Origin of the sequence: Marinobacter sp. Arc7-DN-1 (assembly GCF_003441595.1) — a bacterium.
Lineage (GTDB): Bacteria > Pseudomonadota > Gammaproteobacteria > Pseudomonadales > Oleiphilaceae > Marinobacter > Marinobacter metalliresistant.
Genome location: NZ_CP031848.1, coordinates 1,234,462 through 1,255,632, shown reverse-complemented (window position 1 = coordinate 1,255,632; position 21,171 = coordinate 1,234,462). Strand labels below are relative to the sequence as shown.

Below are 21,171 nucleotides of genomic sequence, written 5' to 3'. Positions count from 1 at the left end.
CCATGTCACCAATCATTCTTGCCTCGGCTTCGCCACGCCGGGCAGAGCTGTTGCAGCAAATCGGCCTGAGTTTTTCTGTTCGTCCGGCGGATATCGATGAAACGCCGGAGCCTCGCGAAACGCCGGAACACTATGTGGAGCGGCTGGCCAGGGAGAAGGCGCTGTTGGTGGCACAATCATCTCCGGAATGCCTGGTACTGGGCTCGGATACGTCCGTGGTTCTTGATCGTGTCATCCTCGGTAAACCCTCCGGCGCCGGCGAGGCCAGGGCGACCCTGGCCCGGCTCTCCGGTGCTACCCATCAGGTGATGACCGCTGTGGCACTGGCTTGTGGTGGCGTATGCCATTCCCGGCTTGTGGTAACCGAAGTCCGGTTCAGGGCATTGTCTGCAAACGAAATTGACGCCTATGTTGCCAGCGGTGAACCAATGGACAAGGCCGGGAGTTATGGAATTCAGGGGCTTGGTGGTATTTTTGTCAATGAACTTCGGGGTAGCTACAGTGCCGTGGTTGGATTGCCGCTGCAGGAAACAGCAGCATTACTGGCAGATGCCGGTTACCCGGTCTGGAAAAACTGGCCGCGCAGTCTGGAGAGCCAAACATCATGAGTGAAGAGATCCTGATCAACGTCACGCCCGTGGAAACCCGCGTGGCGCTGGTCGAGAACGGCATGCTGCAGGAAGCCTATATTGAGCGCACCAGCAGAAAAGGGATTGTCGGGAACATTTACAAGGGCAAGGTGGTGCGGGTGTTGCCGGGTATGGAAGCCGCGTTCGTCGATATTGGTCTGGAACGGGCGGCGTTTATTCATGCCTCCGATGTGGTTCCGAGCCAGTCCAATGGCGATGATCCGGCCGATACCCCGAAAACCGTTCCGGACATTCGCAGCCTGCTTCGTGAGGGCCAGTCGCTGGTCGTTCAGGTCACCAAAGACCCGATTGGCACCAAGGGCGCGCGGCTGACAACCCAGCTCTCCATCCCGTCCCGATACCTGGTGTTCATGCCCGGTGTCAGTCATGTGGGTATTTCCCAGAGGATCGAGGACGATAACGAGCGGGCACGCCTCAAAACGCTGATCGGGGAAGCCGCTGCAGAGGACCCGGACGTCCGGGGTGGCTACATCATCCGGACCGCTGCCGAGGCGGCATCACCGGAAGACCTGATTGGCGACATGACCTATCTGCACCGGTTGAGTCAGTCCATCCATGAGCGGATTTCCCGCGTTCAGGCACCGGCGGTAGTCTACCAGGATCTGCCCCTGTTCATTCGTACCATCCGGGATCTGATCCGGCCCCAGACCGAGAAAGTCCGCATCGACAGCCGTGAGAGCCACCAACGGGTGATGGAGTTTGTGGATGAGTTCGTGTCGGAGTTTTCCGACAAGGTTGAGTATTATCCGGGAGAACGGCCCATATTCGATCTCTACTCGGTGGAAGACGAGATCCAGAAAGCCCTGAGCCGCAAGGTCCAGCTCAAGTCCGGCGGGTACGTGATCATTGATCAGACCGAGGCCATGACCACCATTGATATCAATACCGGTGCGTTTGTGGGCCACAGGAATCTGGAAGAAACCATCTTCAAAACCAATCTCGAGGCCGCCCGCGCCATCAGCCGCCAGCTGCGTTTGCGAAATCTCGGTGGCATCATCATTATTGATTTTATCGACATGGAAGATCCCGAACACCAGCGTCAGGTGCACCGCATGCTGGAAAAAATGCTGGAGCGCGATCACGCCAAAACCAAGATTACCGGCGTATCGGAACTGGGTCTGGTAGAGATGACCCGCAAGCGCACCACGGAGAGTCTCGGCCAGGTGCTGTGCGAGCCCTGCCCGATCTGTGACGGCCGCGGATTCCTCAAAACCACCGAGACCGTGTGCTACGAGATCTTCCGGGAGATTCTCCGGGTCAACCGCGCCTACGATGCCGAGAGTTACCTGGTCATGGCATCACAGAGTGTGGTCGACCGCCTGCTGGATGAAGAATCGGACAACGTGGCCGATCTGGAGACTTTTATCAGCAAAACCATTCGTTTCCAGGTAGAGCCGTTTTACAGCCAGGAGCAGTACGATGTCGTTTTGCTCTGACCCCGGGGCAATCTGCCGGGTTGTGGAGTAAGGTGCCCGGATGTCCTCCACCGATCACCAGCCGCCGCTTCCGGAGAACCTGCCAGAGAGCCCTCCGGTTCGGCTGGTAGCACGCCTTGCCAGCCTGATCTGGTGGTTGCTGTTGGTCGTGCTGGTGCTATTTGCCCTCTATGCCGGCCTGGGGCGCCAGCTGACCCGGAATGTTGACAGCTTTCGTGACGATCTGGCTAGCGAACTTTCTGACCGACTGGGGCACAACGTCAGTATTGGCAGTCTTTCCTCCCGCTGGTACTGGCTTGATCCTTCCTTTTCCGCCCGTGATATCCGGATCAGTAATACTGAAACCGGTGTTGTTGTGGCGAACCTGCAGTACCTCAATATCCGGTTTGATGCCCTGGCCTCCCTGCTGCGATTGAAAATTGTCTTTGAGGACTTTGAGGCAGACGGCCTGGAACTGACAGTTAACCAGGAGCAGGGCGGCGATGTGGTTGTCCGGGGTGCCGAGATCCCGGAACCGGTCAGTCGCCAGATCCACGAGTGGCTGGAGCTTGCAGGCAACTGGCTGTCTGATCCCTACGTAAAGATCACCCGGGTAGATCTTGGTATCCGGGACAGTCAGGGCAATCGTCGCCATCTTTATATTCCCCAGCTGGATCTGGACTATCGCCGCGGACTGTTCCATGCCTCCGGCCGGGCCATGCAATCGGGCACTACCCAGCAACTCGCCAGCTTCGCCCTGGTGGGGCAGCACTTCTTCCGGGGAGATTTCACGGGCCAGCTCTATCTCGATGTGGACTCCGGCCGGCTGTTTGACGGCCTGATCGACGAATACCAGTGGCAAACACTTCGGGTGGAAGGGTTTGATCTCGGGGGTGAGGCCTGGCTGACGTTCCGGAACGGTCTGCTGCAGCAGGTGACGGGCAGGGTCCGGACGCCGTACCTGCAACTGGGTGTGGGGCATGAGTCACTTGCGCCTCTGGAAGACATTCGCGCGCGATTTGGCTGGCGTCGTCACCATAGCGTTATGACCGATGAGAAACTGAGCGGGTCCGACTCCTTCGCCCTGGGGGAATGGCATATCAAACAGCTCCAGTGGACCTGGAATGGTGACGTGGTTTCCCCGTTCAATCTGCGCCTGGCGCCTTCGGAAGGCGGTATGTCGGTGATCGCCGATGCGCTGCCGCTTGCACCCACCCGCCGCCTTGCCGCGAGACTTCCGATCCTGCCGGAATGGGCGCTGAGAGCTCTGCGCAATTATCGCCCTGGCGGATTCCTTGACCAGCTTGAAGTGTACCTGCCTGACCAGTCTCCGGAGAAATTCGAGCTTTCGGGCCAGCTCCGGGATGCCAGTGTCCGGGCCTACGGCGGGGCACCCGGGGTCACGTCTGTTAACGGTTCTATCTTTCTGGACAGACATAACGGCTATGTTCAGGTTGCGGCCGGGGAGACACCCGTAAGCCTCGAGTTTCCTGAATTGTATGGCAGCGCCTGGTCATTCCCGGTGTTTGAGGGCCAGGTCGCCTGGCAACTGGATGGCCCCATCACCCGGGTATTCTCCGATAGTGTCCGTATGGTCTACAACGAGAGCACGGAAATCGAGGGTGCGTTTGACCTGAAGCTGGACCGCGAGGGCGAGGACAACCTTGGTCTCAGGGTGTCGCTGAAAAACGGCACCGCCGAAATGCTGGCCGATTTTGTTCCGGTCAAAGCGGTCAGCCACGGATTGTACGACTGGCTGACAACCGCCATCCTCGAAGCGGATATCACCTCCGGAACCTACTACGGTCATGGCCAGATAGGCTCTGATGCTCCGCAGGGCTCCTTCGTTTCCTCTATGGTTTACCAGTTCGACCAGGCCACCGTTCGCTATGACGAAAACTGGCCGGAGGTTCGCTCTGCCCGGGGCCGGGTGGAGGTTCACAACGGCAACACGCTGGTCAGGCTCGACGCTGGTGAGACCGGGGGGCTGAACCTGAATCCGAGTTCAGTCAGGGTCATTCCCGGGGAAAACGCCCGGGTCAGGGTGGATACATCGGCAAGGGTACCCGGAGAGTCGGTGGGTTACTGGATGGACAACAGCCCTCTGGGGGAAATGGCCGGAAGCGAAGCCCGCAAATTGCAGTACGGTGGCCAGTACCAGCTCGCCCTCGGTATTGATCTGCCGCTTGGTTCGGGGCAACCCCCCTTGGTTGAGGCCAACATTGCTGTTGATGACGGTTCGGTTGCCTACCCCGCCGCCAGTCTGGCCTGGGAGGGTGTCCGGGGCGAACTGACCTACCACAGCGAAGACGGGGTTTTCGGCGGCCCACTGGCGGCGAAATTCTTCGGTGAACCGGTCACCATAGAGTTCAGTCGCGCCCGGTCAGGGGACGCTCTCAGTATTCGCCAATCCGGAGAACTTCCGGTGCCGGGTGTTTTTGCCCGCGCGGGGCTTTCGGCGAACGCCGGTTTCGGCCTCCAGGGAAGGGTGTCCTACATCGCCGAACTGGATGTGGGGGCGGATTCGACTTCCGGCATCCGGGTGCGCTCCAGCCTCGAAGACCTGGCCGTCGACTGGCCGGAGCCGTTGTCAAAGCCCGCTGGCGACGTGGCGCCCCTCAGAGCGGTCATTAAACCCTCGGCTGCCGGAGGCCTGGGCGTCACCGGAGAATGGGAAAACCGGCTGGCATTCGATCTGTTGTGGAAGGATACCGGATTTGACCTTCGCCTGGACCATCTCTATCTCGGGAACCAGGTGCTGACCGATATTGACATCAATGCCCTGGATCTCGGCGACCGCTGGGTTGTCACAACCACCTCAAAGCGCGCGAAGGGGCAGGTGCTGATCCCGGACAATGGCGATACGATAATGGTGGATTTTGAGGTACTGCAGCTAATGCGCGGTGAAGGAGTTGCGAAGGAGTCCGCGGATTTGCTCACCCTGAAGAAACAGCTCGAAGCGTTCCGGGCCCTGGATATGGGCAACTGGCCAGACATTGACGTAACTATCGCCGATCTCCAGCTGAACACTGATTCATTGGGTGGCTGGGCCTTCCGGCTTCGTCCCGAGCCCTACCGGCTCAACGTCAATGACATAGAGGGGCGGTTAAACTCCCTGACGCTGACGGGTAACATGGCCTGGAGCATCGTTGGCGAGCAGGAGACAAGCCGGTTTTGGGGATCCATTACCGGTGGTGCTCTGGCAGACCTGAATAACCTGTTCGACACCGACATGCCGGTTACCAACGAGGCCACCAACATTCAACTGGATCTGGACTGGCCCGGTCGTCCGGATGAATTCTCGATAGCGGAACTCAATGGCTCGGTCAGTCTGAGACTGGATAAGGGCGTGATTCTTGAGCGTAACAATAGCGCCCAGTTGTTCCGCGTTTTCAATCTTCTGAACTCGGACACGCTGTGGCGGCGGCTCAAGCTCGATTTTTCCGATCTGTACGAGCGAGGCGTGGCATTCGATGCAATTTCTGGCAAGGCTCAGATCATCAACGGCTTGCTGACGATGGATCCCGAACTTCAGGTGGTGGGCCCCTCCGGTGCCTTCAAACTCAGTGGAACCAGCAATATGGCCAGTGAGCAGCTAAATATGCGGTTGGTGGTTGTGTTGCCCCTGACCCAGAATCTGCCCCTGGCGGCACTGCTGATGGGAGCCGGTGCACCCATTGGTGGTGCCCTGTTTGTGCTGGACAAGATTCTGGGCGATCCTCTGAGCAAGCTCACCAGTGCAACCTACAGTGTTACAGGCACATGGGATGAGCCGAAAGTGAATTTGCAGCGGGTATTCGACACCGGTCAATAAGAACAGGAGACTGTTATGAGCAAGCATGTTTCCAGTCAGGTCGCGGCCATTCAGATGGTAAGCAGCCATGATATCCGGGCCAACCTGGCCGAAGCGGAGCGACTGCTGGCGGAGGCCGCAGGACAGGGGGCCGGGGTTGCGGTGCTGCCGGAAAATTTTGCGGTCTTGGCAACCAGCCAGATGGTTGATTGTGGCCGCAAGGAAGCCGGCCCTGAACCGGTGATACGGGCCTTTCTGGCGGAACAGGCCCGAAAGCTCGGGATCTGGATTGTTGGCGGCTCGATGCCGCTGGCGCAACGCCCGGATGGTTCAGATATCGAGGCCCGGGTCCGTGCAACCTGCCTGGTGTTTGATGGCCAGGGAACGGAGGTTGCCCGTTATGACAAGATCCATCTGTTCGATGCCATGGTTGAAGACGCCCATGGCCAGTATCGTGAGTCCGACACCTTTGAGCCGGGGGAGCAGGTCGTTACCGTGGACACGCCGGCGGGAAGGCTGGGCCTCGCCATCTGCTACGATCTGCGCTTCCCGGAGCTGTTCAGGGCACTGAGGGAGCAGGAGGCCGACTGGATATGCCTGCCGAGTGCATTCACCTGGCAAACCGGCGATGCCCACTGGCACCCATTGATCAGGGCACGGGCCATCGAAAACCAGGTCTGGGTGGTGGCCGCCGGGCAGGGTGGTCAGAACAGTGAACGGCGCCAGACCTACGGCCACAGCCTGATCTGCGATCCATGGGGCCGGGTAGTGACTGAAATGGGCGAGGGTCCGGGTGTGGTCGCCGCGGAGCTCGACCCGGAGCAGATTACCAACCTCCGTACCCGAATGCCGGTATGGGAGCACCGGCGCCTTAAAGGCTGAAAACGGGGTCAGATGAAAATGGGGTCAGATGAAAAGTTCATCTGACCCCATTTTCATCTGACCCCATGTTCACACAGCTTCAGCGTCGTCGATGCACTCCCGAAGATAACGGAACAATTTCCGGGACTGCCCGGTGTTTTTCTGTTTTTCGACATCCTTTCGGGCGTTCCGGGCCAGGTTGCGCAGATGCTGCATGTCCGCCCCCGGGCAGTAGCTGAAGAATTCCCCCACCACCGAATCGCCCCCGGCAATCATCCGGTCGCGCCAGCGTTCGGCCAGGTGGTGTCTGCGGGTGTGTTCCTCACTGCCGGCGTCAAACGCATCGATGGCTTTTTCCAGAGCCTCCGGGTCGTCCTCCTGGCGAATGATCTTGCCGATGTACTGGAGGTGCCGTCGCTTGGCCTCATTCTGGCGGATGCGTCGGGATTCCTCGATGGCAGCCCTCAGGCTATCGCTGATCGGCAGGGTTTCCAGCTGATCGTTGGTCAGGTCAAGCATCCGCTTGCCCAGGTCCTGCAGCGCGTGCATTTCCCGCTTGAGCTGGGACTTGCTGGGGCCGTCGTATTCTGGTGTTTCGTTGTCGTGGTTGTCTTTCATAAATCCAGTAGCCGTAAAGTCGGGGTCAGATGAAAGCTTTCATCCGACCCCATGTTCGCCCATCAGGCGTAGAAAATCGTAAAGTCGGGGTCAGATGAAAGCTTTCATCTGACCCCATGTTCTCCTATCAGGCGTAGAAAATGGTCGCCAGGCCAAGAAAGGCCATGAATCCAACCACATCCGTCACGGTTGTCAGTATCACGCTACCAGCTAGGGCCGGGTCGATATTACGCGATTTGAGAAACAGCGGCAGCACCGTGCCCACCAGTGCCGCTGCAACAAGATTGATCACCAGGGCGGCGGCAATGATGGCTCCAATCAGCACCTCCTGGAACCAGAGCATGGCAGCACCTGCGACCACCGCCGCCCAGAGCAGCCCGTTAATTATGCCGGAGAGAAACTCCCGGCTCAGCAGCCAGCCAACGTTGGCGCCGCTGATCTGCCCGACGGCCATGCCCCGGATGACCAGGGTCAGGGTCTGGCTGCCGGCAATGCCGCCCATGCTGGCAACGATCGGCATCAGTACCGCAAGCGCCACCACCTTGGCGATGGTGTCCTCAAACAGACCGATCACTGCGGATGCCGTAAGCGCGGTAATCAGGTTAATCCCGAGCCATACCGCCCGGCGGCGCGTGGTTTTCCAGACCGGAGCAAAGGTATCTTCGTCTTCATCCAGGCCGGCCATACTCATCAGCGAGTGATCCGCATCCTCACGGATAACGTCAACCACGTCATCGATGGTGATCCGGCCCAGCAACCGGCCCTCGTCGTTCACCACCGGCGCCGAGATCAGATCATAGCGCTCGAACAGTGTCGCGACCTTGGTGTCGGAGAGGCTAACGGGAATTGGCTCGATGTCGGTGTCCATGACTTCCCGCACGGTCGCGGCAGGGTTGGACACCAGCATCTTGGTGATCGGCAGCATGCCGATGAATTCATCGCGCCGGCTGACCACAATCAGGCTATCGGTCATTGGTGGCAAGGTACGGTGCCGGCGAAGGTAACGAAGAACAACGTCAATGCTGATGTCCGGGCGCACCGTGATGGTGTCCGTGTTCATCAGGCCGCCAGCGGTGTCCTCCGGGTAGGAAAGGACCTCTTCCACACGTTGGCGGTCCTGCTCGTCCATGGTGTCCAGAACTTCCTGGATCACCGTGTCCGGCAGTTGCTGCAGCAAGTCGGCCAGATCGTCCGACTCGAAATCCTCGATAATGTCCGCCAGTTCCTGGGCGTTCAGCTGGCTCAGGAAATAACTGCGAATATCGTCGCTCAGGTACTGGAGGACTTCCCCTTCCAGCTGCTTGTCGACCAGGTTCCACAACAGGGCACGCTGCCGGGGCGGCGAAGATTCCAGCAGGTGAGCAATGTCGCTGGGACTCAGGCCACCGTTCAGGATGCGTGCAACCTGCTTCAGTGCGCCGCTGTCCAGGGCTTCACTCAGGGAGCGAAGGCGCTGGCGGGCCTGGCTTTTTTCCAGAATATCGGTCATGAATCACCCAGCATCAGAAAACGCCTTTATTATAGCGGAGTTAGCCGTTATCGGTGAGTGCGAGTTGCAGGAGATCAAACCGGGGTCAGATGAAAACGGGGTCAGATGAACTTTCATCTGACCCCGTTTTCATCTGACCCCGTTTTAACCGCCCTCGCCAAAATAATCGTTGATGAGTTCGACCAGCGCATCAATGGCCTGCTCCTCGTCGGGTCCTTCAGCAATGAGCTCAACATCCGTACCTTTGCTGGCGGCCAGCATCATCACTTGCATGATGTTTTTGGCGTCCACATCCCGGCCCTTGCCAGCAATTCTCACGCTGCTGTCGAATTCGGAGGCTGTGGCAACCAGCTTGGCGGTGGCACGGGCGTGCAACCCCAGTTTGTTGATAATGGTAATCGGGCGGCGAATCATGGGCTGATCAGATCTCTTCCCGTGTCTGCAAATGTGGCAGCTCGGTGTGGCGCACCTGGACGTTGTTGTAGCGCTGCCGGAAGTACTCGCCCAGCTGCTCGCACACATACACAGAGCGGTGCTGGCCTCCGGTACAGCCGATGGAGATGGTCATGTAGCTGCGGTTGCTGTCCGCGAAGGAGGGTAACCAGGTGTCCAGGAAAGCCTTGAGGTCATCGATCATCTTTCGGCTCGCCGGTTCCTTTTCAAGAAATTCGATCACCGGCTGATCGGTGCCCACATACTTCCGAAGGCTGGTATCCCAGTAAGGGTTAGGCAGACACCGAACGTCGAAGACATAGTCCGAATCCAGCGGTACACCGTGCTTGAAGCCAAACGACTGGAACAGCAGGGCCAGTTCCTGCTCCTTCCTGCCGACAACCCGCTGCTTCACCATATCCCGGAGTTCGTACATGGACATGCCGGTGGTGTTCACATACAGGTCGGAGAGCTTGGACAGCGGTTCAAGAAGCTTCTTTTCACTGGTGATGGCTTCCCGCAGCGAGGTCTTGTCATCGCTCAGGGGGTGCTTTCGGCGAGTCGCGTGGAAACGCTGCAGCAGGGACTGTTCGTCGGCATCCAGGAAGATGATCTCAACGGTCACCCCTGTTTCCTGGAGGCGGCGGTAGATCTCTTCGAAGTTGGCCAGTTCTCCGGAAAGGTTACGGGCGTCAATGCTCACGGCCATCTTGCCGAGGCGGCCCGGTTTTGTCTGGCTGGCGGCTTCCCGGGTAAGGGGGAAAAGCAGGCCGATCGGGAGGTTGTCTATGCAATAGAAGCCCAGATCTTCCAGAACATGAAGTGCGGTACTCTTGCCCGATCCGGACCTGCCACTGACGATAATCAGCTTCATGACCACGTACCTCCACTGCAATGAATGTCATCCGCTTGAGGCGGTCATGCGCTCGTACAGGGTGCTGGCGTCCTCGCATTGCCGCAGGCGATCACAGAACGACCGCTCATTGAATTTTTCCGCCAGCTGGCTGAGCAGTTCCAGGTGTTCGCTGGTGGCCTCCTTGGGCACGACCAGGGCGAAGATCAGATCTACCGGCTGATTGTCGATGGCGTCGAACTCGACGCTTTCTTCCAGCGTCATCAGTACGCCCACCACATGATCCAGGCCTTCCAGGCGGCAGTGCGGGATGGCAATTCCCTGGCCAATACCGGTGCTGCCCAGACGCTCCCGTGAGATCAGGTTATTGAATATCTGGGTTTCGCTGAGCGTATTGTCCTGGAGGTTTATCTGCTCGGCAATAAACTCCAGAGCCCGCTTCTTGCTGGATGCCGACACCCGACAGAGGGTGAGCTCCGGTGCAAGTATGTTGTCTATGGTCAGGGATGTGTCGCTCATGGATCGACTGCATTTCCGTTAAAAAAAGGCTGCGACACGTCAGCCGTGTCGCAGCTCGATTGGATGACTTGCATGAAAACAGCCAGTTAGCGAGAGCCGTTTCCGTGCATCCGGTCTACATTCTTTTCCTTGTGTTTGAGAATCTGGCGGTCCAGCTTGTCGATCAGGACATCGATGGCTGCGTACATATCCTCATTTTCTGCCTTTGCGTGAATCTCACCACCAACCACGTGCAGCGTGGCTTCCGCAATCTGGCGCACCTTCTCCACTTCCAGGGTTACCTGGCAGTTGCTGATGTGGTCAAAGTGACGCTCGAGCTTCTGGAACTTCTCTGAAACATAATCCTTCAGTGCGGGAGTCAGTTCTACGTGATGGCCTGAAATATTGAGTTGCATAGGCGTCTCCTGTTGTCATCGTTCCGGCTCCCGGGAGCCGGTCTGGGTGCTGGCGCATTGTGCGCCGGCAAATAGTACGTTGCGCCCGGACCCCGGGGTGTTCAGACCAGCCGCTTGCGTTCGTTCGAAGGCGGAATGTGCATGGCCTCCCGGTACTTGGCAACGGTGCGTCGCGCAACCTTGATTCCCTGTTCTCCTAGCATGGCTGCAATTTTACTGTCGCTCAACGGCTTTTTGGGCGTTTCCGCGGCAATCAGCTTTTTGATCATCGCGCGGATCGCCGTGGAAGAACATTCACCGCCTTCGTCAGTGCTGACATGGCTGGAGAAGAAATATTTCAGCTCGAAAATTCCCCGGGGGGTGTGCATGTATTTCTGGGTGGTGACCCGGGAAATCGTGGACTCATGCATCTCAACCGCCTGGGCGATATCAGAGAGGATCAGCGGTTTCATGGCTTCTTCACCCTGATCCAGGAATCCTTGCTGGTGCTCGACAATACGGGTCGCCACTTTCAGCAGGGTTTCATTGCGGCTCTGCAGGCTCTTGATAAACCATTTCGCCTCCTGCAACTGATCCCGCAGGTAGGTGTTGTCGGCACTGCTGTCCGCACGCCTTATAAGAGAAGCATAGCTGGCATTGACGCGGATGCGCGGGGCAATTTCCGGATTCAGTTCAACGCGCCAGCGGCCGTTGTGCTTGCGAACGATCACATCCGGAATTACGTAGTCAGGTTCGGTGCGGTCAATCACGTCACCGGGGCGGGGATTCAGGCCGGTAATCAGGGCCAGTACATCCCGCAGCTGGTCTTCTTTCAGGCGGCTGCGGCGTAGCAGTTGGGCATAGTCGCGGTTGCCGAGCAGATTGATGTAATGGGTGATGACCAGGCGAGCCTGGGCCAGCCAGGGCGTTTCCGGCGGCAGCTGGTTGAGCTGGATCAGCAGGCATTCCTGCAGGTCCCGGGCGAACACGCCGGGAGGATCAAAATGCTGCAGCCGGTGAAGGACCGCCTCGACTTCATCCAGCTCAAGGGGGTCTTCTTCGTTTTCATCCAGCAACCCGGCATGAATCTCTTCCAGCGGACTGGTCAGATAGCCGCGTTCATCCACTGCGTCCATCAAAGCGTGGGCAATGGCCTGGTCCCGTTCGCTCATCGGGGTCAGGTTCAGTTGCCATTCCAGGTGATCCTGAAGCGTGTCAGTGGGGGAGTTGCGGGTCTCGAAATCGTGATCGTTTTCGTCATCGTTACGGGCGGCCGATGCCGGTGCGGACTGGTAGATATCGTCCCAGGCGGTGTCGACCGGGAGATCGTCCGGGATATTATCCGGGATTTCGTTTTCCGAGGACCAGTCCGGACCGTTTTCGGTTTCATCCCAGTCGGGTGAAGGTTCGGGAACTGTCTCAGCGGCGGACTCGGTGGCATTGGCCTCCCGTTCGTCATTCCCGGTGTCGGTCTCCGGCTGATCCTCATCCTCGGACGTCTCCAGCATGGGGTTGGATTCCAGGGCCTGCTGGACTTCCTGCTGAAGGTCGAGAGTGGAAAGCTGTAGAAGCCGGATCGCCTGTTGCAGCTGGGGTGTCATGGTCAGGCTCTGACCCAGCTTTAACTGTAAGGAGGCTTTCATTACCATGGTTCAGGATCCGTCACTCATCAGCGCTTGGTGTCGTAGGTAGTGAAAAATTCTTTATATGTCGGTTACTTGCCTTGGCCCTGTATTACCCTAGCAAGTTCTTTGCCGAGTTTACTTGCTACAGATCATCAAAACAATCCGGGGGTCAGATGAAAAGTTCATCTGACCCCAATTTCATCTGACCCCAATTTCACAGTCGGAACTCATCGCCCAGATACACTTCCTTCACCTGCTGGTTGGCCAGAATGGCCTCGGCATTACCGGAGGCGATGATGTGGCCACCGGAAACGATGTAGGCATTCTCACAGATGTCCAGGGTCTCACGCACGTTGTGGTCGGTAATCAACACACCAATGCCCTTGTCCCGAAGATGCCGGATGATGTGTTTGATATCGCTCACGGAAATGGGGTCGACACCGGCGAACGGCTCATCCAGGAGGATGAAGGCCGGCTCCATCGCCAGGGCCCTGGCAATTTCCACACGCCGGCGCTCGCCGCCGGACAGGGCCATGCCCATGCTGTCACGAATGTGGGTAATGTGGAATTCTTCGAGCAATTCTTCCACCTTCTTTCCCCGCTCCGCCTTACCCAGACCCTTGCGGGTTTCCAGAATGGCCATGATGTTGTCGCGCACCGACAGTTTGCGGAATACCGAGGCTTCCTGGGGCAGGTAACCGATGCCCTGACGCGCCCGGCCGTGCATGGGCAGATGAGTGATGTCGCGGCTGTCGATGGTGATCCGGCCGCAGTCGGCGGGAACCAGCCCCACAATCATGTAAAAGCAGGTGGTTTTACCGGCGCCATTGGGGCCCAGCAGACCAACAATTTCCCCGCTGCGGATTTCCAGGGAAACGTCGATCACCACTTTTTTCTGTTTATAACTCTTTGCCAGATTACTGGCTCTCAGAACTGCCATCGGATTCCTGTCTGTCAGTGCGTCTGTCAGTGCTGCGTGGCTGAATCACCATTTCTACCCGGCCGGATCCTTCACCGGTATCGGCGCCGCCTTGGGCAGTTACGACCCGGCGGACGGTATCATAATGGATGACATCGCCCCGGAACAGGTTGCCATTCTGTTCGATGACCGCTTGCCGTTCAAAGATCAGACGCTGGTCAGTGGCCGACCAGGTAATATTCAGCGCCCTGGCGTCGGTTTCACCTTCGCCCTCACGGGTTGGCTGGCGGTAACGGGCCGGGCTTCCGAAGGCTTCAATCCGGTTCAGGCCGTTTTCGTCGCGGTACAGAACCACACGCTCCGCGCTCAGATGGGTCTCGCCCTGTTCCAGCTCTACATCGCCGGTGTAGGTGGCGATACCCTGGCCGTCGTCGAGGCGGGCGTTGTCTGCGGTTACCTTGATGGGAATATCAGAATCAAGCTCGAAAGCTGCCGCCGGCCCGGCCATGGCGACGGTCAGCAGGGCAGCCATCAGGCCCCGGTATCGGTTAGTTTCCGGTTTCATAGTGTCCTTCCACCTGGGAGTTCAGTTCCAGAATCCGCTCGTCGATCCACGCTTTCATGCCTGTGGCACGAGTGGTGCCTGTCACGTCGCGTATCTCTACGGGTGCGTCTGTGTATGCCAGGCCCCGGTCGTTGTCCAGGGTCAGGGTTGGTGTTGTCAGGGTGGTGTCCCGACCGCCAACACGTCGGAGTACCCGGACCTTGCCGGTCAGGTAAAGCAGGTTTTCATTTTGCAGGAGGCTGCCATTTTCGGCTTCCACAATCCAGGGCAGACTGTCGGCGCCCCCGGTACCGCTGTAGAGCTCGGCTCTCGGCGATTCCAGGGTGGCCAGGTTGCCTTCCTCGAACTGCTCTATCCGCGGGCTGGTAAAACTGACCTTGGGGTTGCCGGCTTCATCGAACGCGGTGTACTTGCCATTGACCACGAATCCGTCGGGTTCGGTATCGCCTCTCAGATCGGCGGCCTGCCGGTCGATAACCGGAGGCTCATCACTTCGCCATAGCAAAAACACCGCCGCGACAATGGTACCCGCCAGTGCCAGCGTTTGCAGCCGGGGCCGGTCCGGGAGCCAGTTCACGTGCCAGCCTCCTGATCAGGCCCCAGGTAGGGGGCCAGCGCTGCGTCCAGCTTTCCGTGGGCGCTAAGCAGCAGGTCGCAAGCCTCCCTCACGGCGCCGTTTCCTCCCTGGGCCCGGGTACAGTAATCCGCCTGCTGCCGGACCAGCCAGTATCCGTTGGGCACTGTGATTCCAAGGCCTGCAAACGTCAGGGCTGGCAAGTCTGGCAGATCGTCGCCCATGTAGGCGATCGCTTCCGGGCGGATGTTCATGGTACTCGCCAGTTCCTGCAGGGCTGCTTTCTTGTCCTCTCGTCCCTGCATCAGGTGCGGGATACCGAGGTCCCGCATGCGTTTTTCCGTCAGTGGCGACTTGCGCCCGGTGATGACAGCGACAGTTATGCCCGCAGCCATCAACTGTTTCAGGCCCAGGCCGTCGAGAATGTTGAACGCCTTGAGCTCATCGCCGGTGGCGCTGAAGTAGAGCTTGCCGTCGCTCATGATGCCGTCGACATCAAGGGCAATCAGGCGGATCTGCGCCGCTTTCGCCAGCAGGGATTCGGGCCATTCATTCTGCATATCAGATAACCCCGGCCCGCAGCAGGTCGTGCATGTTAATGGCGCCGATCAGGGCGCCGCTCTCATCGGTAACCGGCAGGGCGTTGATCTTCATTTCTTCCATCACGTTCAATGCTTCTGCCGCGAGATGATCGGCCTGGATGGTTTTTCCATGCCGGGTCATCACCTCATGGATGGGCGTATTGTGGATGTCTACTGAGCGGTCCAGAGTCCGGCGAAGGTCGCCGTCCGTAAATATTCCTGCAAGCGCGCCCTGTTCATCAACGACAGTGGTCATGCCGAGGCCCTTGCGGGAGATTTCCAGCAGGGCACCGCTGAGGGGCGTGCTTTCGCTGACAACCGGAATGCGATCACCGGTATGCATGATGTCAGAGACCCGCAGCAATAGCCGCCGGCCCAGGCTTCCGCCCGGATGGGAAAAGGCAAAATCTTCGGCGCTGAAACCTCTGGCCTCAAGCAGGGCGACCGCGAGGGCATCGCCCATCACCAGGGTTGCGGTGGTGGATGACGTGGGTGCCAGGCCCAGGGGGCAGGCTTCTACCTGTACGCTGACATCCAGATTGGCCACGGCTTCCCGTGCCAGGGTGGAATTCGCATTGCCGGTCATACTGATCAACGGGGCGCCCATCCGTTTGATCAGTGGCAGAATGGTGACCACCTCGCTGGTGTTGCCACTGTTGGAAATGGCGATAACCACGTCTTGAGAGGTAATCATACCCATGTCGCCGTGGCTTGCCTCGCCCGGATGAACGAAGAACGAGGGCGTGCCGGTGCTGGCCAGGGTTGCGGCGATCTTGTTCCCGATGTGGCCGGACTTGCCCATGCCGGTAACCACCACGCGGCCCGTGCACTTCATAATAACTTCACAGGCCCGGGTAAAATGATCGTCGATACGGCTCTCAAGAGCGTTGATGGCGTCTCGCTCGATGCGGATGGCACGCAGGGCGGGCGTTCGGAAATCGGTCGGAGTCTGTTCGTTCATCGGGCTTGGGGCCTGGCTGTTAAGACATTGGAAATGGTCGGAGGAGTATATCATTTTCGCCCGGCAACGATGCCCGGTTACCGAAAGTTCAGTCAAACTGATCATTGCTATCAGTACATTTTGGGTTCTTTGGATTGAGCTTAGGCGCTCCTTGGCATAATGTAGCCCCTCTTTGAAAGGTAAGGACTATGGATTCATCGGCTTACATATTGCTCAGGGACGTTGTCTTTTCCCGCTCCGGGCGCCGGATTTTCGACGGTGTCAGCCTGGATATTCCCCGGGGCAGGATTACCGCCATCATGGGCCCCAGCGGCACTGGTAAAACCACACTCCTGCGCCTGATCGGCGGTCAACTCCGGCCCGATTCCGGCAGTGTGGTGGTGGATGGCCACGAGGTGCCCAGGCTCAAGCGCAAGGCCCTCTATGCATTCCGGGAAAAAATGGGCATGTTGTTCCAGAGCGGTGCCCTGTTCACCGATCTGAGCGTATTCGAGAACGTTGCCTTTCCCCTGCGCGTGCACACCAGCCTTCCGGAAGACATGATCCGGGATATCGTTCTGATGAAGCTGGAAGCCGTCGGGCTGCGTGGTGCCAGGCATCTGATGCCCTCGGAACTGTCCGGAGGCATGACCCGACGGGTCGCCCTGGCGAGAAGCATTGCGCTGGATCCGGAACTGATCATGTACGACGAGCCTTTTGCCGGCCAGGATCCTATCGCCATGGGCGTTCTGGTCAAACTGATCCGGGATCTGAACAGCTCCATGGGGCTGACCAGTGTGCTGGTTTCCCACGATGTGCCGGAATCCCTGAGCATCTGCCATTACGCCTGCATCATCGCCGATGGCAAGGTGATTGGCGAAGGCACGCCGGACCAGCTCCGGGAACATCCCTCAGGGCAGGTGCAGCAGTTTCTTCAGGGGCAGCCGGATGGCCCCGTGCCTTTTCATTATCCGGCAGAGGGTGCCGCCAGGGATTTCGGACTTTCCGGGGGTGTGTCTTGATCGAAAGAATCGCCGCATTCGGGCGCCTTGGCCTGGATACTGTCTCGTCGTTTGGCCGTTCAGGCCGCTTCCTTGCGGGTGTGCTGGGGGGCGTGCCAAGGCCGGCAACCGGTTTTCCGCTGTTGATGAAACAGCTGTACGCGGTTGGTGTCCTGTCGCTGCCGATTATTGTGGTCTCTGGCCTTTTCATCGGTATGGTGCTGGCGCTGCAGGGTTACACCATTCTCAGTGATTACGGCTCCGAAGCCGCCATCGGCCAGATGATTGCCCTGACCCTGGTGCGTGAACTGGGCCCCGTGGTGACTGCGCTGCTGTTCGCGGGCCGCGCCGGCTCCGCCCTGACGGCGGAAATCGGCTTGATGAAGGCCACTGAACAGTTGTCCAGCATGGAAATGATGGGGGTCGATCCGCTGCGCCGTGTGGTGGCGCCCCGGTTGTGGGCCGGCTTTATTGCCATGCCGGTGCTTGCCGCCATTTTCTCCGTTATCGGTATCTGGGGCGGCATGCTGGTGGGCGTAGACTGGCTGGGCGTGTTTGAGGGCTCATTCTGGGGCAACATGCAGTCGTCGGTGGATTTCGTTGACGACGTGCTCAATGGCATGATTAAAAGTGTCGTATTCGGCTTTGTCTGCACCTGGATCGCTGTTTACCAGGGCTACGACTGTGTGCCGACATCGGCAGGCATCAGCTCCGCGACGACCAAGACTGTGGTGTACTCGTCTCTGGCTGTGCTGGGGCTGGATTTTGTACTGACCGCTGTCATGTTTGGCGATTTCTGAACCATCGATTAACGAGACATTACCGGAGCCGGAAATGGCACAAAGAACGACTGAAATCATTGTTGGCCTGTTCATGATCGCAGGCGTTGCAGCCCTGCTGGTTCTGGCGCTGCAGGTAAGCGGTTTGTCGGCGAAATCCGCTGAAAGCACCTACACCATCTATGCCAACTTCAACGATTCCGGCGGGCTGACGCCTCGTGGCCGTGTATCCATGGCGGGCGTCACTGTTGGGACTATCGAATCCATCACCCTGAACAAGGAGACCTTTCAGGCGAGGGTCAAGATGTCGATTCACTCTGACGTCGATAATATTCCGGCTGACAGTTCCGCGGTTATACGTACATCCGGCCTGCTCGGAGAACAGTACATTGATATATCGATCGGCGCCGAAATGGAGTCGCTCAAAGAAGGTGATACTTTCTACTCGACCCAGTCGGCCATGAACCTTGAGCGACTGATCAGTAACTTTGCTTCGGGCCGGGCCGGGAACTAATCGACAGGAGACCCTGATGTCTGCACTGAAACACCACATTCTCGTTGGCTTTTTAATGGCACTGTTTCTGGTAGCGCCTGTTCAGGCTGGCGAGGCTGAAGATCTCCGCGACTATGTGGATGAGAACACTCAGCGGCTGGTCGAAAAGCTTAATAATGAGCGGGGTCTCTACGAGAGGGATCCCGAGGCCTTCTATAAAAGCATGGATCAGGCGCTGACCGACTTTGTGGACTTCCGTCGTATCGCCGCCCGGGTCATGGGGCGTTATGCGCGCCAGACCACGCCCGAACAGCGGGACGAGTTTGTGGTCGCGTTCAAGCGCAGCCTGTTCGACAGCTACGCCCAGGCGCTGGTGAACGCCGAGGACTTCCAGATCAAGGTTAAGGAAGCCACCATCAACCCGCAGAGCGACGACCGGGCGTCGGTCCAGATGGAAGTGATCAGTGCTTCCGGTAACCGGTACCCGGTGACCTATTCCATGTACAAGACCGGCAATGGTCGCTGGCTGATGGAGAACGTCATTGTTGAAGGCGTGAACATCGGGCTGGCCTTCCGGGATCGGTTCAGCCAGGAAATGGAAGAGAACCGGGGCCAGATTCAGGCAGTGATCGACGGCTGGAGTGACGCCGCCAAGTCCCTGAACTTCGACCAAAAAGTGGACAAGTCATGACCTCCGGGGCGCCGCGGGTTGAACTGGCGGATGGCGTTCTGATTGTTACCGGGGAAGTGAGCGCGGATACCGTCGTGGCCCTGAGAAATCAGGGCGAAAAGCTGATCGGCACCGCGTCCGGAAATCTGGTTGTCGATCTGGACGGTCTGGTCACCGCCCACAGTGTTGTCTTGTCCATGTTGCTCTGCTGGCAGCGACTGGCGCATCAGGCGGGTATTTCACTGTCATTCCGGGGCGTCAGTGGCCGTTTGGTTTCATTGGCTGCCCTGAGCAACCTGGAAGACCAGCTTGCCGGCTTCGGCCCCGAATCCGCGCACCCCGCCCACTGATCATCCCTCCGGTTCCGGTCCCTTTGGTTACAGGACAGTAAAGCTGACCCGGGCTTCGGAATTGGTTACAATCCCGCCCCTGATGTCAAAACCCCCGAGGATTTTCTATGGATGCCACCGAAGTGACCGAGCTGGTCAAAGAAGCACTGCCCGACTGTGAGGTTCAGGTACAGGTTGATGGTACCCATTATATGGTTGTCGTGGTGGGTGATGTATTTGAAGGCCTGCCGACCATCAAGCGCCAGCAGCTGATCAACAAGGCGCTGTTCCAGCAGATTATGGATGGCTCAATTCACGCCCTCCATCCGAAAGCATTTACTCCGGCGGAATGGGCAGCGCGCCAGGGCTGAGAGCCCCCTACAAGACAGGAACCTTATTGTGGACAAACTTCTGATCAGGGGCCGCAAGCCCCTGGATGGTGAAATCCGGATTTCCGGCGCCAAGAACGCCGCGCTGCCGATTCTGGCGGCGACACTTCTGGCAGACGAGCCGGTGACCGTCGGCAACCTGCCACACCTGCACGACGTGACCACCATGATCGAGCTGCTGGGCCGCATGGGCGTTGAAGTGATCATTGATGAGAAGATGAGCGTGGAAATCCACGCCAATACCATCAAGCAGTTCCACGCGCCCTACGAGCTGGTCAAAACCATGCGGGCGTCCATTCTGGTGCTGGGCCCACTGGTCGCACATTTCGGCGAGGCGGAAGTGTCCCTGCCCGGTGGCTGTGCAATCGGTAGCCGGCCGGTAAACCTGCATATCCACGGGTTGGAGATGATGGGGGCGGAAATCAGGGTTGAAAACGGTTACATCAAGGCGAAGACCAACGGCCGCCTGAAGGGTGCCCACATCTTCCTGGACACGGTTACGGTAACCGGCACAGAAAACCTGATGATGGCTGCTGCGCTGGCAGACGGTAAAACCATCCTGGAAAACGCCGCCCGTGAACCGGAAGTGGTGGACCTGGCCGAGTGCCTGATCGCCATGGGCGCGGATATCAGGGGCCACGGCACGGCAACCATCGAAATCAACGGCGTCGAGCGTCTGCACGGTTGCCATTACAACGTACTGCCAGACCGTGTCGAAACCGGCACCTATCTGGTTGCCGCAGCGGCCACCGGTGGCCGGGTAAAGCTCAAGGATACCCGCGAAGAACTGCTCGAAGCGGTTCTGCTCAAGCTTGAGGAAGCAGGTGCCCACATCAGCACCGGTCCGGACTGGATTGAGCTGAACATGAAAGGCAATCGTCCGAAAGCGGTAAGCCTGCGCACGGCGCCTTATCCTGCGTTTCCGACGGACATGCAGGCCCAGTTCGCCGCCATGAACGCCGTCGCCGAGGGCACTGGCACCATTGTGGAAACCGTGTTCGAGAACCGGTTCATGCATTTGCAGGAGCTGATCCGCATGGGCGCGGACATCACCCTTGAAGGCAATGCTGCCATCATCAAGGGCGTAGACCACCTGACCGGTGCGCCTGTCATGGCCACGGACCTCAGGGCGTCCGCGAGCCTGGTCATTGCTGGCCTGATGGCCGACGGCGATACCATCGTAGACCGTATTTACCATATCGATCGCGGATACGAGTGCATCGAAGAGAAACTGCAGTTGCTGGGTGCCACCATCCGCCGCCTGCCAGCGTGAAAGACATCAACGGGAAACCGGAAGAATCC

Annotated in this window: 23 protein-coding genes; 11 read left to right on the top strand and 12 right to left on the bottom strand. The window is 58.6% G+C overall.

Going from position 1 to position 21,171, the window contains the following annotated elements:
• The first annotated feature begins 2 nt into the window (after positions 1-2).
• The 4 genes from D0851_RS05850 to D0851_RS05835 are packed head-to-tail and all read left to right on the top strand — an operon-like array spanning position 3 to position 6,740.
• On the top strand, positions 3-608 hold the full coding sequence (locus D0851_RS05850) for a Maf family protein (protein WP_117617784.1): 606 nt from the start codon (positions 3-5) through the stop codon (positions 606-608).
• Positions 605-2,086 (top strand): ribonuclease G, encoded by a 1,482-nt coding sequence (gene rng, locus D0851_RS05845; RefSeq protein WP_117617783.1) that lies wholly within the window; start codon positions 605-607, stop codon positions 2,084-2,086. Before D0851_RS05850 ends, rng begins: the two co-directional genes overlap by 4 nt.
• Positions 2,087-2,126: 40 nt before the next feature.
• Positions 2,127-5,879, top strand: a complete 3,753-nt coding sequence (locus tag D0851_RS05840; protein ID WP_117617782.1) for a YhdP family protein — start codon at positions 2,127-2,129, stop codon at positions 5,877-5,879.
• A gap of 15 nt (positions 5,880-5,894) precedes the next feature.
• The gene (locus tag D0851_RS05835; protein WP_117617781.1) at positions 5,895-6,740 is read left to right on the top strand and encodes a carbon-nitrogen hydrolase family protein; all 846 of its coding nucleotides are present in this window, start codon (positions 5,895-5,897) and stop codon (positions 6,738-6,740) included.
• Between the two features lie 69 nt (positions 6,741-6,809).
• Here D0851_RS05835 and yjgA read toward each other — a convergent pair whose 3' ends face one another.
• The 12 genes from yjgA to D0851_RS05775 all read right to left on the bottom strand — a co-directional run bounded on the left by yjgA (position 6,810) and on the right by D0851_RS05775 (position 16,229).
• Positions 6,810-7,337 carry a ribosome biogenesis factor YjgA gene (yjgA, locus tag D0851_RS05830; RefSeq protein WP_117617780.1) on the bottom strand — a complete coding sequence of 176 codons (528 nt, stop codon included), beginning with the start codon at positions 7,335-7,337 and terminating at the stop codon, positions 6,810-6,812.
• A 127-nt stretch (positions 7,338-7,464) separates the two neighbouring features.
• The gene (mgtE, locus tag D0851_RS05825) at positions 7,465-8,826 is read right to left on the bottom strand and encodes a magnesium transporter (protein ID WP_117617779.1); all 1,362 of its coding nucleotides are present in this window, start codon (positions 8,824-8,826) and stop codon (positions 7,465-7,467) included.
• 144 nt (positions 8,827-8,970) lie between these two features.
• On the bottom strand, positions 8,971-9,240 hold the full coding sequence (locus D0851_RS05820; RefSeq protein ID WP_117617778.1) for an HPr family phosphocarrier protein: 270 nt from the start codon (positions 9,238-9,240) through the stop codon (positions 8,971-8,973).
• A gap of 7 nt (positions 9,241-9,247) precedes the next feature.
• Entirely contained in the window at positions 9,248-10,132 is an 885-nt protein-coding gene (gene rapZ, locus D0851_RS05815; protein ID WP_117617777.1) for an RNase adapter RapZ, read from the bottom strand.
• 27 nt (positions 10,133-10,159) lie between these two features.
• Positions 10,160-10,630, bottom strand: a complete 471-nt coding sequence (ptsN, locus tag D0851_RS05810; RefSeq protein ID WP_117617776.1) for a PTS IIA-like nitrogen regulatory protein PtsN — start codon at positions 10,628-10,630, stop codon at positions 10,160-10,162.
• 86 nt (positions 10,631-10,716) lie between these two features.
• Positions 10,717-11,025 carry a ribosome hibernation promoting factor gene (gene hpf, locus D0851_RS05805; protein ID WP_117617775.1) on the bottom strand — a complete coding sequence of 103 codons (309 nt, stop codon included), beginning with the start codon at positions 11,023-11,025 and terminating at the stop codon, positions 10,717-10,719.
• Positions 11,026-11,126: 101 nt separating this feature from the next.
• Positions 11,127-12,647: an RNA polymerase factor sigma-54 gene (locus D0851_RS05800; protein WP_117620301.1), complete on the bottom strand. Its 1,521-nt coding sequence runs from the start codon at positions 12,645-12,647 to the stop codon at positions 11,127-11,129.
• Between the two features lie 196 nt (positions 12,648-12,843).
• Positions 12,844-13,569 carry an LPS export ABC transporter ATP-binding protein gene (gene lptB, locus D0851_RS05795; RefSeq protein WP_117617774.1) on the bottom strand — a complete coding sequence of 242 codons (726 nt, stop codon included), beginning with the start codon at positions 13,567-13,569 and terminating at the stop codon, positions 12,844-12,846.
• Positions 13,547-14,113 (bottom strand): lipopolysaccharide transport periplasmic protein LptA, encoded by a 567-nt coding sequence (gene lptA, locus D0851_RS05790; protein ID WP_117617773.1) that lies wholly within the window; start codon positions 14,111-14,113, stop codon positions 13,547-13,549. Before lptA ends, lptB begins: the two co-directional genes overlap by 23 nt.
• Positions 14,097-14,690 carry an LPS export ABC transporter periplasmic protein LptC gene (lptC, locus tag D0851_RS05785; RefSeq protein ID WP_117617772.1) on the bottom strand — a complete coding sequence of 198 codons (594 nt, stop codon included), beginning with the start codon at positions 14,688-14,690 and terminating at the stop codon, positions 14,097-14,099. The genes lptA and lptC overlap by 17 nt, the downstream gene beginning before the upstream one ends.
• Complete coding sequence (locus tag D0851_RS05780) at positions 14,687-15,247, bottom strand: KdsC family phosphatase (RefSeq protein WP_117617771.1); 561 nt, start codon at positions 15,245-15,247, stop codon at positions 14,687-14,689. Before D0851_RS05780 ends, lptC begins: the two co-directional genes overlap by 4 nt.
• A gap of 1 nt (position 15,248) precedes the next feature.
• A complete protein-coding gene (locus tag D0851_RS05775; protein WP_117617770.1) occupies positions 15,249-16,229 on the bottom strand; it encodes a KpsF/GutQ family sugar-phosphate isomerase in 981 nt (326 codons plus the stop codon).
• A gap of 188 nt (positions 16,230-16,417) precedes the next feature.
• On the opposite strand from D0851_RS05775, the gene D0851_RS05770 reads away from it, so the two are divergent.
• The 7 genes from D0851_RS05770 (at position 16,418) to murA (ending at position 21,142) form a co-directional block, all read left to right on the top strand.
• Positions 16,418-17,230 (top strand): ATP-binding cassette domain-containing protein, encoded by an 813-nt coding sequence (locus tag D0851_RS05770; RefSeq protein ID WP_117617769.1) that lies wholly within the window; start codon positions 16,418-16,420, stop codon positions 17,228-17,230.
• Positions 17,227-18,009 carry a lipid asymmetry maintenance ABC transporter permease subunit MlaE gene (mlaE, locus tag D0851_RS05765; protein WP_117617768.1) on the top strand — a complete coding sequence of 261 codons (783 nt, stop codon included), beginning with the start codon at positions 17,227-17,229 and terminating at the stop codon, positions 18,007-18,009. Before D0851_RS05770 ends, mlaE begins: the two co-directional genes overlap by 4 nt.
• A gap of 34 nt (positions 18,010-18,043) precedes the next feature.
• Positions 18,044-18,502, top strand: coding sequence for an outer membrane lipid asymmetry maintenance protein MlaD (gene mlaD, locus D0851_RS05760; RefSeq protein WP_117617767.1), 459 nt, complete (start codon positions 18,044-18,046; stop codon positions 18,500-18,502).
• 16 nt (positions 18,503-18,518) lie between these two features.
• Positions 18,519-19,172: a phospholipid-binding protein MlaC gene (locus D0851_RS05755; RefSeq protein ID WP_117617766.1), complete on the top strand. Its 654-nt coding sequence runs from the start codon at positions 18,519-18,521 to the stop codon at positions 19,170-19,172.
• A complete protein-coding gene (locus D0851_RS05750) occupies positions 19,169-19,501 on the top strand; it encodes a lipid asymmetry maintenance protein MlaB (protein WP_117617765.1) in 333 nt (110 codons plus the stop codon). The genes D0851_RS05755 and D0851_RS05750 overlap by 4 nt, the downstream gene beginning before the upstream one ends.
• A gap of 107 nt (positions 19,502-19,608) precedes the next feature.
• On the top strand, positions 19,609-19,851 hold the full coding sequence (locus D0851_RS05745; protein WP_117617764.1) for a BolA family protein: 243 nt from the start codon (positions 19,609-19,611) through the stop codon (positions 19,849-19,851).
• Between the two features lie 28 nt (positions 19,852-19,879).
• On the top strand, positions 19,880-21,142 hold the full coding sequence (murA, locus tag D0851_RS05740; RefSeq protein ID WP_117617763.1) for a UDP-N-acetylglucosamine 1-carboxyvinyltransferase: 1,263 nt from the start codon (positions 19,880-19,882) through the stop codon (positions 21,140-21,142).
• Positions 21,143-21,171 lie beyond the last annotated feature (29 nt).

What these genes read in the sequence shown, in the direction of transcription:
- D0851_RS05850 (WP_117617784.1), top strand. Translation starts at nt 3, where the DNA reads ATGTCACCAATCATTCTTGCCTCGGCTTCGCCACGCCGGGCAGAGCTG.
- rng (WP_117617783.1), top strand. Translation starts at nt 605, where the DNA reads ATGAGTGAAGAGATCCTGATCAACGTCACGCCCGTGGAAACCCGCGTG.
- D0851_RS05840 (WP_117617782.1), top strand. Translation starts at nt 2,127, where the DNA reads ATGTCCTCCACCGATCACCAGCCGCCGCTTCCGGAGAACCTGCCAGAG.
- D0851_RS05835 (WP_117617781.1), top strand. Translation starts at nt 5,895, where the DNA reads ATGAGCAAGCATGTTTCCAGTCAGGTCGCGGCCATTCAGATGGTAAGC.
- yjgA (WP_117617780.1), bottom strand. Translation starts at nt 7,337, where the DNA reads ATGAAAGACAACCACGACAACGAAACACCAGAATACGACGGCCCCAGC.
- mgtE (WP_117617779.1), bottom strand. Translation starts at nt 8,826, where the DNA reads ATGACCGATATTCTGGAAAAAAGCCAGGCCCGCCAGCGCCTTCGCTCC.
- D0851_RS05820 (WP_117617778.1), bottom strand. Translation starts at nt 9,240, where the DNA reads ATGATTCGCCGCCCGATTACCATTATCAACAAACTGGGGTTGCACGCC.
- rapZ (WP_117617777.1), bottom strand. Translation starts at nt 10,132, where the DNA reads ATGAAGCTGATTATCGTCAGTGGCAGGTCCGGATCGGGCAAGAGTACC.
- ptsN (WP_117617776.1), bottom strand. Translation starts at nt 10,630, where the DNA reads ATGAGCGACACATCCCTGACCATAGACAACATACTTGCACCGGAGCTC.
- hpf (WP_117617775.1), bottom strand. Translation starts at nt 11,025, where the DNA reads ATGCAACTCAATATTTCAGGCCATCACGTAGAACTGACTCCCGCACTG.
- D0851_RS05800 (WP_117620301.1), bottom strand. Translation starts at nt 12,647, where the DNA reads ATGAAAGCCTCCTTACAGTTAAAGCTGGGTCAGAGCCTGACCATGACA.
- lptB (WP_117617774.1), bottom strand. Translation starts at nt 13,569, where the DNA reads ATGGCAGTTCTGAGAGCCAGTAATCTGGCAAAGAGTTATAAACAGAAA.
- lptA (WP_117617773.1), bottom strand. Translation starts at nt 14,113, where the DNA reads ATGAAACCGGAAACTAACCGATACCGGGGCCTGATGGCTGCCCTGCTG.
- D0851_RS05780 (WP_117617771.1), bottom strand. Translation starts at nt 15,247, where the DNA reads ATGCAGAATGAATGGCCCGAATCCCTGCTGGCGAAAGCGGCGCAGATC.
- D0851_RS05775 (WP_117617770.1), bottom strand. Translation starts at nt 16,229, where the DNA reads ATGAACGAACAGACTCCGACCGATTTCCGAACGCCCGCCCTGCGTGCC.
- D0851_RS05770 (WP_117617769.1), top strand. Translation starts at nt 16,418, where the DNA reads ATGGATTCATCGGCTTACATATTGCTCAGGGACGTTGTCTTTTCCCGC.
- mlaD (WP_117617767.1), top strand. Translation starts at nt 18,044, where the DNA reads ATGGCACAAAGAACGACTGAAATCATTGTTGGCCTGTTCATGATCGCA.
- D0851_RS05755 (WP_117617766.1), top strand. Translation starts at nt 18,519, where the DNA reads ATGTCTGCACTGAAACACCACATTCTCGTTGGCTTTTTAATGGCACTG.
- D0851_RS05750 (WP_117617765.1), top strand. Translation starts at nt 19,169, where the DNA reads ATGACCTCCGGGGCGCCGCGGGTTGAACTGGCGGATGGCGTTCTGATT.
- D0851_RS05745 (WP_117617764.1), top strand. Translation starts at nt 19,609, where the DNA reads ATGGATGCCACCGAAGTGACCGAGCTGGTCAAAGAAGCACTGCCCGAC.